Source organism: Aliarcobacter cibarius, from assembly GCF_013372265.1.
In the GTDB taxonomy this organism is placed as follows: domain Bacteria; phylum Campylobacterota; class Campylobacteria; order Campylobacterales; family Arcobacteraceae; genus Aliarcobacter; species Aliarcobacter cibarius.
The window spans coordinates 1790964-1803942 of record NZ_CP054051.1 but is presented as its reverse complement, the minus strand read 5'-3'; the positions used below and the strand labels follow the sequence as shown (position 1 = coordinate 1803942).

Sequence of the window (12979 nt, the reverse complement as noted above, 5' to 3'; positions counted from 1 at the left end):
TATACAAAAAAAAGGCTTTGTTACGGCTTTTATATTATTTTTTCTTATTTAATTCATCACAAATATTACTATTTTTTAGAACTGTTTTTAAATTTTCATATTCCATATTTAAAATATACAAATGTAGCCAAGATTTAACCCAATATGGAATTCCTCTACTGTTGTTTCCCCATGTATTTACACTTTGATATTTTAAACCCAAAAGTCTAGAAAACGATGATTTTGTGAGCTTTGCTTTTTTTAAAAGGTTTTTAAATTCTTCTTTGTCCATAATCTTCCTTAAATATACAAAAGTATATCATAAAATATTAATAAATATATAAAAGCATATATTATTAAGCAAGAAATTAGTTAAGATTTAATAAAATAAACTATTATTATAAAAAGGATTTTTATGAAAATTAAAGCTTTTTTGGAAAGTGGAAGATTTGTATTTATTAAAGTCTTTGGTTTTGATGAATTAAAAGAATTAGCCTCAAAATATAAAAGATGGGAATACCTTTCGTAAATATTTCTATGATACAATCTTTTAAATTTTTAAAAGGTAGATGATGGGAATTAAAGATATTTTAAAAGAGAAATCAAAAGAGATTGTAAATATTGCAAGCGAAGGTGCAACAAAAGTTTTTGATTATCCAAAAATAAAAAGTAATCAGTTAAAAGATTTGATAAATTTAAAAATTAGAGAAAAAGCTATTATTGCTACAAAAGCACGACTTGTTGAAAATCATAAAACATTAGACGATTTTACAGATGAAGATTTAGAGATAATTATTGCAGATGAAGAGAGAAAAATTATAGATGATTTAAAAACGAAATCATTAGCTGTTGCACTTGCAGCTCTTGGTATTAACTTTTTTGTTTAGGCTAAAAGATGTTTAAGCAAGTAAAATCTGCACTGTTTTGGTACTACTTATATAAATTTAGAAAAAGGGCTATATTAATATTTTTCCTTACTTTAGTTGCATTATTTTCTGGATTTATTTATGGAGATATTGTTGAATATTTAAAAATTACACAAAATATAGAGTACTTAAAATATATACTTTTTGGAAAGTGGTTTATAATACTATTCAATATTTTACTTTCAATATATCTTGTTTTGACTATTTTCAAAAAAGAGTCAGAGGTTAAAGAAGATAAGAAAAAAGCTGTAAAAAAAGAGCCAAAAATTGAAAAAGAAGAGAGTTTTTCACAAAGAGAAAAAGAGCTTTTACACAAGAAGAAATTAAAAACAAAAGCTGATATTTTATTGGAAAAATAAAATATCACTCTTGTGAAATTAAGTCTATAAAGAAAACTACTCCTTCATCTTTATTATAGAATCCAAGTTGGCCGTTTAGATGTTTTTCTATAATTGTTTTTGACATGTACATTCCTAGTCCTGTTCCTGTTTTTTCATCTTTTGTGGAAAAATAAGGGTCAAAAATCTTATCTTTTATCTTTTCATCTATATTTCCAGCGTTATCATAAATCTCAATTTTTACCGTTTCATTTATTTTTCTGATAGATATTTCAATTATTTTATTTTCTATATTTTTATTTTCAAATGCCTCTTTTGCATTTTTCATAATATTTAAAAATACTTGTAGTAACTCTCTTGAAAAAACTGAAACTTTACATACATCAACCCTATTAAAAATTACTGATATGTTATTAGTAGCTTTCATTTTTGCTTCAGTAAGTTTTTTAGTTCTCAAACTTTTGTTTATTTCATTTCTTTTGAAGTAGGGTACTAACTTATAATAAACTCTTAGTCTAATTTTGTAATAGTTATTTGTTGTTTTAACTAAAGAAATCACTCTAAAAACCTTCAATAAAAGTTTCAGTTTGTGTATCGTTTTGTGTATTGGTAGGTAAAGTGTAAGTTTAAAGAAGATAGCTAAAGAGCTTCTAAAGTCTATCAACTCGATGGTGCGGCTGGCGAGATTTGAACTCGCACACCCGTAGGGCGCTACCACCTCAAGGTAGTGTGTCTACCGTTTCACCACAGCCGCATTTTTATAAGAAAAAAGGTCAAGAAGATAAACTTCTTGACCTTGGATATTATTAAATCTGTAGATTTAAAGATTACCCTAAGAATGGATTTGCATATAATGCGATCATTGCAATAACAAGCGCATAAATAACTTGAGCTTCGATCATCGCTAATGCAATGAACATAGTAGTCATTAATTTTCCACCTAAACCTGGGTTTCTAGCAGTACCAGCAATAGTTGCAGCAGCAGTATTACCCATACCAATAGCACCACCAAGTGCAGCAAGACCTAATCCAATTCCAGCAGCAACTACAGAGTATGCTTTTAAAGTTTCATTTACAACAGCTTCATCAGCAGCGAATGCAAAACCAGCAATAGCTAGCATTAAAAGAACGATTTTTTTCATTTCTTTTCCTTAAATTATATATTTTCAAAGCAAATTCGGCTTGCGTATCCCTACTAAATACTTTGATGGCTGAGATTATAAAAAAATATTACTAAAAAATAGCTAAAATATAAAATTGTTATTAAATATTTGTTATAATTTTTAAAATTATTAAAGAAGGATTGTCTTGAAGAAGTTTTTTATAATATTTTTTATTTTTATTTTTATATTTTTAAGTTTATTTTTTGGAATTTTATTTACAAACTATGGGAACTCTTTGATAGCATCTTATATTGAAAAAAAAGTAAATACTGAGCAAGATAAAGTTAAATTTAAAGTTGATAAATTAAGTTTTACATTCAAAACATTAGATTTTAATGCAAGCATAGATGATAGTTCATACATAAATGTAAATGGAAAATTTGAGTTATTTAGTAAGGAAGTAGATTTAAAGTATGATATAAAAATAAATGAATTAGAGAATTTAAAGAATCTATTTAATTATGAGTTTAAAGGATCTTTTTTTACAAATGGAACTTTCGTAGGTGATAAAAATAGTTCAAACGTAAGTGGAGTTTCAAATTTTGCAAGCGGAGAGACTAAATATAATTTAAATTTAGTAGATTTTGAAATAAATAATATTTTATTAGATTCTAAAAATTTAAAAATAGATGAACTTTTACTTTTATTAAATCAACCTATATATTCTAAAGGAATTTTAAATGTTGATGCAAAGATTAGTAATTTTAATTCCGAAAAATTAAATGGAGAATTAAAAGCGACAATAGAAGAGGGTATTTTAAATAATGAAGTCATAAATAAAGAATTTGAACATGGTTTACCTTCAAATGTTAGTTATGGAACAATAATAAATAGTACATTTATTGATAATAAAGCTATTTCAAACATTAATTTTAAAAGTTCATTATTAGATTTTAATTTAGATAAATTTGAATTTGATTTATTGAATAAAGACTATTTTAGTGAATTTAATCTTTTTGTAAAAAATTTAGAAAAACTCGAAATTTTTATTGGTAAAAAATTAAAAGGAGAATTACAAACTCAAGGAATTTTAAAATCAGTTGATAGTCATGTTAATGTTGAAGGAAATTCAAATATTATGGAAGGTAAGACGCACTATAAATTTGTAATAAAAGATAATTCTTTAAAACAACTAGAATTTAATATTTTAGATGCAAAAATAGAAAACTTTTTTAAACTTGTAGATGAACCTGTATATGCTGTAGGAAATTTTGAAGCTTCTGGAAAAATAAATAATTTTAAAGAGCTAAATGGAAATAGTTTTATCAACTTAAAAAATATTAAATTGATAAATGAAGTAATAAATGCTGTTTATAATAAAAATATAAATGAGACTATTGTTTTAGATAGTAAAATTGATACAAAATATGAAAATAGTAGTGCAATTTCTAAAATAATAACATCATCAAATATTGCAAATTTAGATATAAACAATTTGATATTTGATTTTAAAACTTCAGATATATTAGGAAATTATACATTTACTTCAAATGATTTATCAAAATTAAAAGATTTTACTAAAATTTTATTAAGAGGGGATGCTAAATTAGATGGAAATATTAAGGTTGTAAAAAATAAGCTTTATATAGATGGAAAATCAAATCTCGCAAATGGAAATTTTGATTTTGTATTAAATGATAATATATTCGATGCGAATTTAAAAGAATCAAGTATGAAAAAATTTTTATATTTAATAAATCAAAAAGAAAATTTTGATTCAAAAGCAAATTTAAAACTAAATTATAATCTCTTAACAAAAAAAGGTGATTTAATAGGAGACTTTGAAGATGGGCATTTTTTAGAAAATGATTTTACAAAGCTTGTTAATCAGTTCGCTAAAGTTGATTTAACAAAAGAGATTTATAAAAATTCAAAACTTAATACAAAAATTGATGATAAACTTCTAACATCGAATTTATTAATGCAAAGTACTAAAAGTAAGATAGAAGTAAACAATTCTAAAATTGATTTAGAAAATAATACAATTTTTGCAAAAATTGATACAGAAATTAAAGATGATAAATTCACAATTATTTTGCAAAATGATTTATATAACCCTACCATTTCTTTTGATTTAAAAGAAATTTTGGATAAAAAAGCAGATAAATTAGGGGAAAAATTAAATAAATTTCTAGGAAAAGAAAAAGAAGATGAGGAAGGGAAAGAGATAATAAATAATCTTAAAAATCTTTTTTAGATATCTTGATAATTATTATCATTCTTAAGTAAAGTTAAAGTATCTTTTTGATTTAATTTCTAAATCAAAATAGAAGGGAATTTTATGAAATTTGGAAAAAAGATATTAATAAGCCTATCGATTACTGCTGCTTTAGCTTTAAATTTAACTGCAGAGCAAAAAGTAAATTACACTAAAGATATTAATTTATCAAAAGAATTAAATTTTCTTGAAAATTATTCAAATATTGCTTTTGATAACTATTCAGAAGCTTTAAAAGATGCAAAAAAATTACAAGAATCTATAAATAAATTTGTAGTTAAACCTTCACAATCTAATTTAGATGAAGCGAAAAAATCATGGTTAATTGCCAGAGAATCTTATGGAAGTACAGAAATTTTTAGACTTGCAAATGGTCCAATAGATGCTGAAGATGGTTGGGTTAGTGAAACTTATGGTGCATTAGAAGGACAAATTAATGCTTGGCCACTTGATGAAAATATTATTGATTACACTATTGATGCTGATGGAAAAAGAACATCTGGAAATATAATTGATACAGTTGGTAAGTTTAATCCTGGTGGTGAGGAAGCTAAGGAAGTTGATGTTACAAAAATTACAGTTGAAGCTTTAACAGATTTAAATGAAAATGGTGGAGAAGCAAATGTTGCTACTGGGTATCATGCTATTGAGTTTTTACTATGGGGACAAGATCAAGATTATAACAATTTCTTAGAAGATAAAATTACAAATGGAGCATTAAAAGCTGGAGAAAGACCTCTTAGTGATTTTACAACAGATAAAGATTCAAAAAGAAGATTAGAGTATTTAAAAGTTGTAACAGAAAAATTAGTACAAGATTTACAAACTGTTAAAAGTGCTTGGGAAAAAAGTATTGATGGAACTTCAGGACTTTATAGAGCTGCTCTTTTAGGAAAATTAAAAGATAAAGAAAAGAATATCAATCAATCTGATGCTATAAGACAAATTATTGCAGGTATGGGAGTTTTTATTAAATCTGAACTAGCAAATGAAAGATTAGCAGTAGCTGTTTTAACTCCTAGTGAAGAGGATGAACACTCTTGTTTTTCAGATAATACACATAGAGATTTAGCAAAAAATTATGAAGGATTTAAAAATATTTTAACTTCTACATATAATGGTAAGAAATATGGTAAGAGTTTACTTGATACTTTAAATAGTGAAGATAAAATTAGAGTTATAAATTTGATGAAATCAATTGAGCAAAAGATAGAGCAAGTCGATAAAGTTGCAAAAACAGAAGCTCATTTTGATTATCAAATAAGACCAGAACATGAAATGTCAAAAGTTTTAGTAAAACTTAAAAATGAACTTAGAAAATTAGGTGATGAGATGGTAAATGTTGCAAAGGCAAATAATATATCTTTATCAACTGATGATGTAACAGATCCAGAAGAGACTAAGCTGTAAATAGTAATGTTAAAAAAACTATTAATTTTAAAAGCCCTATCAGCAATATTTTGCTTAGGGCTTTTTGCTTTTAATATTGAAAAAAACTATTTATCTTCTTCAAAAGATTCAAAACTTTTATTAAAATCTATTACTGGGCTAACTGATGAAGAAAAAGATATATTTATGTTGGGAAGAAGTTTTTTTAATATTCCTTGGGTAAAAGCTCCAAGTATTACAACAGCAAGAGATGGGTTAGGACCTTTATTTAATGCAAATAGCTGTGTGAGTTGTCATCCGAATAATGGAAGAGGAAATCTTTTTAATAAAGATTTTACAACATCTAGAGCTATAGTAGCTAGATTATCTAAAGAAAAAAATGATTCAAAAAAAGATGAAGAAGTTTTTTTGAAAAAAGGTTTTATTCCAGAGCCTATTTATGGTGAACAATTAGCAATAAATGGGATTTTTGGAGTTCCTTTTGAAGGAAATATAAAACTTGATTTTGAAGAAAAAAATGAAATATTAAATGATGGAACAAGAGTGATTCTTCAAAAACCAAAATATAGTTTAGAAAATTTAAATTATGGAAATATTGAAGAAGATACAATTGTTTCTTTTAGAATAGCTCAAAGCTTAAATGGCATGGCACTTATTGATATGATTTTAGATGAAGAGATTTTAAAAAATCAAGATCTTGAAGATTTAAACAATGATGGAATAAGTGGAAAAGTAAATTACGTATATTCTCCTATTTCAAATCGATATGAAATTGGAAAATATACTTGGAAAGCAAGTGTGGCAAATTTAAAAGAACAAATATCATTTGCTGCCTCAAATGATATAGGGCTTACTACAACTATTGAACCTAAAGATAAATGTACTTTTTTTCAAAAAGAGTGCTTATATGCCCCAAAACCAAAAGATGAGATAGATTTACCTGAACATAGGTTAGATGCTATTACTTTTTATTTAAAAAATTTAAAAACATATAGTGCTGATAAAAGTAGTGAAAATTATAAAGAAGGTTATAAAATATTTGAGAATATTGGTTGTGCAAAATGTCATGTAGGCAGTTTAAAAACAAAATTAGGTTTTGAAGTATCTGCTTTTTCAGATTTTCTTTTACATGATATGGGAGATGATTTAGCAGATAATAGAATTGAATTTAGTGCAAATGGAAATGAATGGAGAACAGCTCCACTTTGGGGAATTACTCTTCATGAAAAAATAAATAAAACTAAAGCAAGATTACTTCATGATGGTCGAGCAAGAGATTTTCAAGAAGCAATTTTGTGGCATGGTGGAGAAGCAAAACAGAGTCAAATGGCTTATAAAGCTTTGAGTCTTGAAGATAGAGAGAAATTAATTAAATTTTTAGAGGAGTTATAATGGTTAGAAAAATATTTTTATTATTTATTGTATTTATATTGAGCTTAAGTGCACAAGATTCAATATTCCAAAGTGTTATAAAAAATGTATCTATAGTAGATACACAAAAAGCAATAGATGATGCAAAGATTTTGCAAAAAGATATAAGTGATAAAAACTTTACAAATTTCATAAGATCATGGAAAAAAGTTGAAGCTATATATTTAGCAGGTGAAATAAATAGTGAGTTCTTAGATACTCCTAGGTATGTTGATGTTTTTAATAATTTAAAAGAAGATTTAAACTCTCAAATGCAAAGAGTGATTGACAGTAAGAGTGATATAAAAACAGCTTTGTTTAAAAATTCATTTAAAACAGTAAATGCTTTAGAATATGTTTTATATTCAAAAAATAGTATATCAAGTTTAAGCCATAGAGAAAAAGAGTTAGCTAATGAGATTTTAAAGTCAATAGTTTTAAATTTAGAAGATATTAAATCTTCATATGAAGATTATTTGAAAAATCCTACAAAAAGTGTTCAAGAAGAGAATGCAATATTAATTAATACATTAATAGCATCTTCTTACAGATTAAAAGAGTGGAGAGTAGGAAATTCTGCTGGTTTATCAAGTAAGTTTAAAAATGATTCTAAAAATAATAGAGCTGAATATTTTTTAAGTCAAAACTCTTTTGAAGCAATTGATGCTATATTAGAAGCTCAAAAAGAGATAATTGAACAAAAAGAGTATAAAAATTTAAATGATTTAGCAAAAGAAAAAAATGCTTTAAATGATTTAAAAAATGTTTTAAATAGTATAAATGAAGCAAAAGATATATTAAAAAGTCTTCCAAAAGATGATTTCACAAATGGTAAAAAACTTTTTGATACAGTTTCTTCGATTCATGACTTATATTACATAACAATAATAGAAAAATTAGGTCTTAAACCAGATATTTTAGATGCAGATGGAGATTAAAAAGTGGAACTTCTTGCACTAGATTTTTTAAATAATCCAAATAAAAGAGTTTATTGGCTTTATTTATTAAGTTCTCTATTTTTAGGAGTAATTTATTATTTTTACACAAAAAAAAGTACAAAGTTAATAACATCTTCTAAACTTTGGTTACATCCTAGTGCAAAACTTGATTATATATACTTTTTTTTATCGAATTTAGTTAATTTATTTTTAATTATTCCTTTTATTATGAGTGCAAAAAGTGTTGCGTTGTTTACGAATAAATTTTTATATGAAAATTTTGGATTTATAGATTTTACTTCATTTACTTATACACAAATAGTATTTTTATACACATTAGCAGTATTTGTTTTTAGTGATTTTACTAGATATTGGTTACACAGATTTTTACATACAATACCATTTCTTTGGGAGTTTCATAAAGTTCATCATAGTGCAAAAGTTTTAACTCCTATAACTTTTTATAGAGTTCATCCAGTTGAAAATTTTTTATTTGGACTTAGATATGCAATTAGTATAGGTTTTGTAACTGGCGTTTTTATATATTTTTTTGGAGCAAAGATAAATATATATATGGTTTTAGGAGTAAATATTTTTGTTTTTATAACTTCTATTTTTGGTTCAAATTTAAGACATTCTCATGTACCTTTTTCATATTTCTCTTTTATGGAAAGGTGGTTTTTATCTCCAAAACAGCATCAAATTCATCATGATAAAAAGCATTTTAATAAAAATTATGGAGGATATATAGCTATTTGGGATAGAGTTTTTGGAACATTAGCTCTTTCAAAAGATGTAAAAATTCTTAAATTTGGACTTAGAAAAAATCAGATGAACGAATACAAAACAGTAAAAGATTTGTATTTACGACCATTTGTAAATTTATTTAAAAAAGGAGGATATTTTGAAAAGTTTAAAATTAATTTTAGCAAACGTACTAATACTTTCAACTCTTAGTGCAAATGATATTTCAAAAGAGGAACTAGGAAGGATGCTTTTTTTTGATGTGAATTTATCAAAAAATAGAACTCAAAGCTGTGCTACTTGTCACAATCCAGAAGTGGGATTTATTGATGATAGAGAAAATGGAGTTTCTAAAATGGCATCTTTGGGAGATGATAAAAAATCTTTAGGTGATAGACAAGCTCCTACAGCATCTTATGCAAAATTTTCTCCACCTTTTCATTTTGATGAAAAAAAGGGTCTTTATAAAGGAGGACAATTTTGGGATGGAAGAGCAAATAGTTTGGAAGAACAAGCTGGTGGTCCACCTTTAAATCCTATTGAAATGGGTTTAAAAGATGTAAAAGAAGCTGTTTCAAGATTGAAAGAAAATGAATTTTATATTGAAAATTTCAAAAAACTTTTTGGAGAAAATATTTTTTCTGACGATAAAATTGCTTATGAAGCTATGACAAAAGCAATTGCTAGTTTCGAAAGAAGTGATGAATTCTCAACTTTTGATTCTAAATATGATAGATATCTAAAAGGAGAATATGATTTAACTCCTCTTGAAGATTTAGGTATGTCTATATTTTTTTCAAATAATAATAATTCATGCGCAGCTTGCCATGTTTTAAAAGGAGAAGGAAAAGAGGGTGAAACTTTTACTAATTACGAATTTCATAATATTGGTATTCCAGAAAATAAAAGTTTAAGAGAAAAAAATGGCGTAAAAGATAAAGATTTAGGACTTTTAGCAAATTCAAATGTAAATGATAAGAACCAAATAGGAAAATATAAAACTCCAACTTTACGAAATGTAGCTGTAACTTCACCATATATGCATAATGGAGTATTTAAAGATTTAAGAACTGTAGTAGAGTTTTACGATAAATATAATAATAAAGAAAGAACCATAAATCCTGAAACAAATTTACCATGGGATGAACCTGAACACAAAGATACAATTTCATTAAAAGAATTAAAAGCAAATGCTCAAAATGATAGAAAAATAGATGCTTTAGTGGCATTTATGAGGCTATTAACTGATAAAAGATACGAAAATTTGATAAAGGAATAAAAAAAGAGTTAAACTCTTTTTTTATTTGAAAGTATAAGAATAACTCCTATAATTGCAGCAGTAATAGAACTAGCAAAAATACCAATTTTTACTGCACTTACAATAGAAGGATCGCTAAATGCTAAGTGAGAAATAAAAATTGACATAGTAAATCCAATTCCTCCTAAAAATCCAACTGCTACTATTTCACTCCAAGTTACATTTGCAGGTTTTGTCGCAATCTTTAAACTATTTGCAAGATAAGTAAATAGGAAAATTCCAATTGGTTTCCCAATAACTAAACCAAGCGCTACACCTAAGACTATTTGCTTATGTTCAATTACACTCGAAAAATCTATAATAACTCCAGCATTTGCAAGAGCAAATATAGGCATTATTAAAAAGGCACTAAAGTTGTGTAAAGCATGTTCTAATTTTACTAAAGGAGCGTTATTTGTATCCGTTTCATTTTTTTGTTTTAATGGAATTGTAAATGCTAATAAAACACCAGCAATCGTAGAGTGAATCCCGATTTTATGTACAAAAATCCATAAAAAAATACCTAATACTAAATAAGGTAGTAATTTTTTAACATTAAAATAATTTAGAAGTAGTAAAAGTAAGTAAGTTATTCCAGCATGAATAAAGAATAAATAGTTTATTTCACTTGTATAAAATATTGCAACAACAATAATAGCACCTAAGTCATCAACAACTGCTAGTGTTACTAAAAATAGTTTTAGTGACATACTTACACGATTTCCTAAAAGTAATAAAATCCCTAATGCAAAAGCAATGTCTGTTGCCATGGGAACTCCAAAACCTGTTGGATATTCTTTATTTAAGCTTAAGTAAATAGCTGCTGGGATAATCATCCCACCAATAGCAGCAATTATTGGAAAAGATGCTTTTTTTACACTAGAAAGTTCACCGACAAGCATATCTCTTTTTATCTCTAAGCCAACTACTAGAAAAAATATTGCCATTAAAACATCATTTATCCAATGAAGCGTACTCATAGAGAAACTACTTTCTCCAAATCCAATAGAAATAGGACTTTTTAAAATATCAAAGTAAAAGTCAGAATAACTAGAATTTGCAATAATTACAGCAAAAACTGTTACAGTAAATAAAATAAATCCACTTAATGTTTCAACAGATATGAAGTTTTTTATAAATTCATACTTCTCTTTAACTTTCAGAATTTGTTGTAATTGTCTGCTACCAAAAAACTTATTGTTCATTAAGATTGCACTCCTTACATTTTCCTTTTAAAATTATTGTATCTATTTTATATCCATCTAAAGAAAAGTTTGGTTTTTGATATATACATTCAATTGTTGAGCAATTTGAGCAAATAAAGTGAATATGTTCTTTATCTTTTATTTCAAAATATCGTTTTTTGTCATTTGATTCAAAAGAATTTATAAGATTTTGTTCTTCAAAAAAGCTTATATTCCTATAAAACGTTGCTTTATCCATAATTATTTTGTCTTTTAAGTCTTCATAGCAAAGAGGCTTATTTGAATTCACTAAAATGTCTAGAATAGACTTTCTAGCTGTCGTTAATTTAATATTAGAAATATTATTTTTTTTTGTTAAATTATCCATAAGTGCTAGTTTATCAAAAAGAGGATTAAAAATGCTACTAAGTTGCATTAAAGGATTAAATGATTAAAATTCTTAAAATTTTGCAACCAGGTTGCATTTAAAGGAAAAATATGAAAAAAATTATATTTATTGTTTCTATTTTGTTTTCGAGTTTGTTTGCATCGAATCAAGAAGTAACAGTTACAATTTTACCACAAAAATATTTTGTAGAAAAAATTGTTAAAGATAAATTTAGTGTAAATGTAATGGTTCCTCCAGGAAGTTCTCCACATAATTTTGAGCCAAAACCTTCAGCAATGAAAGCTTTATTTAACTCAAAAGCATACTTTTTGATAGGTGAGCCTAGTGAAAAAGCTTGGATAAAAAAGTTTAAACAAAATGCAAAAAATACTACTTTTGTTGATACTACTGTTGGAGTAGAAAAAATAGAGATGGTAGCACATGAACATCATGAAGAAAAAGAAGATAAGCACAAAGGTCATAAGCATGAGCATGAAGAAGATAAACATGATCATAGTGGAGTTGACCCACATATTTGGCTAGATCCAATATTAGTTAAAATCCAAGCAAAAAATATTTATGAAGCTATGATAAAAATTGATGCACAAAATAGTGATTTTTATAAAACTAATTATGAAGAGTTTATAAAAGAGTTAGATTCTTTAGACTCAGAAATAAAAAATATTTTAGCACCATATAAAGATAAAGCTTTTATGGTTTTTCATCCATCTTGGGGATATTTTGCTGCACGATATGAAATAGAACAAATTTCTATTGAAGTTGAAGGAAAAGAACCTAAACCAAATGAGTTAGTAAAACTTGTAGAAGAGGCAAAAAAACATGATATAAAAATCATTTTTGTATCACCACAATTTTCTCAAAATAGTGCAAAAACTATCTCAAATAATATAGGTGGAAATGTGGTTGCCATTAATCCACTAACTGATGATTGGCATAATAATTTATTAACTGTTGCAAAAGAGATAGCAAATAGTTATAAATAGT

General features: G+C 25.9%; 14 protein-coding genes and 1 tRNA gene. 9 read left to right on the top strand and 6 right to left on the bottom strand.

From position 1 onward, the window contains the following. Positions 1 to 34: 34 nt before the first annotated feature. A complete protein-coding gene (locus ACBT_RS09110; protein WP_024774737.1) occupies positions 35 to 271 on the bottom strand; it encodes a hypothetical protein in 237 nt (78 codons plus the stop codon). A gap of 280 nt (positions 272 to 551) precedes the next feature. Between ACBT_RS09110 and ACBT_RS09105 the strand changes: the two genes are divergently transcribed. Continuing rightward, on the top strand, positions 552 to 866 hold the full coding sequence (locus tag ACBT_RS09105; RefSeq protein ID WP_024774738.1) for a hypothetical protein: 315 nt from the start codon (positions 552 to 554) through the stop codon (positions 864 to 866). An 8-nt stretch (positions 867 to 874) separates the two neighbouring features. Continuing rightward, positions 875 to 1264, top strand: coding sequence for a hypothetical protein (locus ACBT_RS09100; RefSeq protein ID WP_024774739.1), 390 nt, complete (start codon positions 875 to 877; stop codon positions 1262 to 1264). A gap of 4 nt (positions 1265 to 1268) precedes the next feature. On the opposite strand, the gene ACBT_RS09095 is transcribed toward ACBT_RS09100, so the two are convergent. The 3 genes from ACBT_RS09095 to ACBT_RS09085 all read right to left on the bottom strand — a co-directional run bounded on the left by ACBT_RS09095 (position 1269) and on the right by ACBT_RS09085 (position 2385). Beyond that, on the bottom strand, positions 1269 to 1802 hold the full coding sequence (locus tag ACBT_RS09095) for a sensor histidine kinase (RefSeq protein ID WP_024774740.1): 534 nt from the start codon (positions 1800 to 1802) through the stop codon (positions 1269 to 1271). Between the two features lie 110 nt (positions 1803 to 1912). Continuing rightward, positions 1913 to 1997, bottom strand: a tRNA-Leu gene (locus ACBT_RS09090). Between the two features lie 73 nt (positions 1998 to 2070). Further along, positions 2071 to 2385, bottom strand: coding sequence for a F0F1 ATP synthase subunit C (locus ACBT_RS09085; RefSeq protein ID WP_024774741.1), 315 nt, complete (start codon positions 2383 to 2385; stop codon positions 2071 to 2073). Between the two features lie 166 nt (positions 2386 to 2551). Here ACBT_RS09085 and ACBT_RS09080 point away from each other — a divergent pair, with 166 nt between their 5' ends. The 6 genes from ACBT_RS09080 to ACBT_RS09055 all read left to right on the top strand — a co-directional run bounded on the left by ACBT_RS09080 (position 2552) and on the right by ACBT_RS09055 (position 10384). Then, positions 2552 to 4603, top strand: coding sequence for a hypothetical protein (locus tag ACBT_RS09080; protein WP_024774742.1), 2052 nt, complete (start codon positions 2552 to 2554; stop codon positions 4601 to 4603). Between the two features lie 84 nt (positions 4604 to 4687). Then, complete coding sequence (locus ACBT_RS09075; RefSeq protein ID WP_024774743.1) at positions 4688 to 6034, top strand: imelysin family protein; 1347 nt, start codon at positions 4688 to 4690, stop codon at positions 6032 to 6034. A 6-nt stretch (positions 6035 to 6040) separates the two neighbouring features. Further along, the gene (locus ACBT_RS09070; protein ID WP_024774744.1) at positions 6041 to 7405 is read left to right on the top strand and encodes a di-heme oxidoredictase family protein; all 1365 of its coding nucleotides are present in this window, start codon (positions 6041 to 6043) and stop codon (positions 7403 to 7405) included. Beyond that, positions 7405 to 8361 carry an imelysin family protein gene (locus tag ACBT_RS09065; protein ID WP_024774745.1) on the top strand — a complete coding sequence of 319 codons (957 nt, stop codon included), beginning with the start codon at positions 7405 to 7407 and terminating at the stop codon, positions 8359 to 8361. The genes ACBT_RS09070 and ACBT_RS09065 overlap by 1 nt, the downstream gene beginning before the upstream one ends. Before the next feature lie 3 nt (positions 8362 to 8364). Beyond that, positions 8365 to 9318, top strand: coding sequence for a sterol desaturase family protein (locus tag ACBT_RS09060; RefSeq protein ID WP_024774746.1), 954 nt, complete (start codon positions 8365 to 8367; stop codon positions 9316 to 9318). Next, positions 9266 to 10384, top strand: a complete 1119-nt coding sequence (locus ACBT_RS09055) for a cytochrome-c peroxidase (protein ID WP_024774747.1) — start codon at positions 9266 to 9268, stop codon at positions 10382 to 10384. The genes ACBT_RS09060 and ACBT_RS09055 overlap by 53 nt, the downstream gene beginning before the upstream one ends. An 8-nt stretch (positions 10385 to 10392) precedes the next feature. Here the strand turns inward: ACBT_RS09055 and nhaA are convergent, their stop codons facing one another. Together nhaA and ACBT_RS09045 are read right to left on the bottom strand one after the other, a co-directional pair. Next, positions 10393 to 11607, bottom strand: a complete 1215-nt coding sequence (gene nhaA / locus ACBT_RS09050; protein ID WP_024774748.1) for a Na+/H+ antiporter NhaA — start codon at positions 11605 to 11607, stop codon at positions 10393 to 10395. Further along, positions 11597 to 12022, bottom strand: coding sequence for a Fur family transcriptional regulator (locus ACBT_RS09045; protein WP_228130284.1), 426 nt, complete (start codon positions 12020 to 12022; stop codon positions 11597 to 11599). The genes nhaA and ACBT_RS09045 overlap by 11 nt, the downstream gene beginning before the upstream one ends. Before the next feature lie 62 nt (positions 12023 to 12084). Here ACBT_RS09045 and ACBT_RS09040 point away from each other — a divergent pair, with 62 nt between their 5' ends. After that, positions 12085 to 12978: a metal ABC transporter solute-binding protein, Zn/Mn family gene (locus ACBT_RS09040; RefSeq protein WP_024774750.1), complete on the top strand. Its 894-nt coding sequence runs from the start codon at positions 12085 to 12087 to the stop codon at positions 12976 to 12978. The last annotated feature ends 1 nt before the right edge of the window (position 12979 follow it).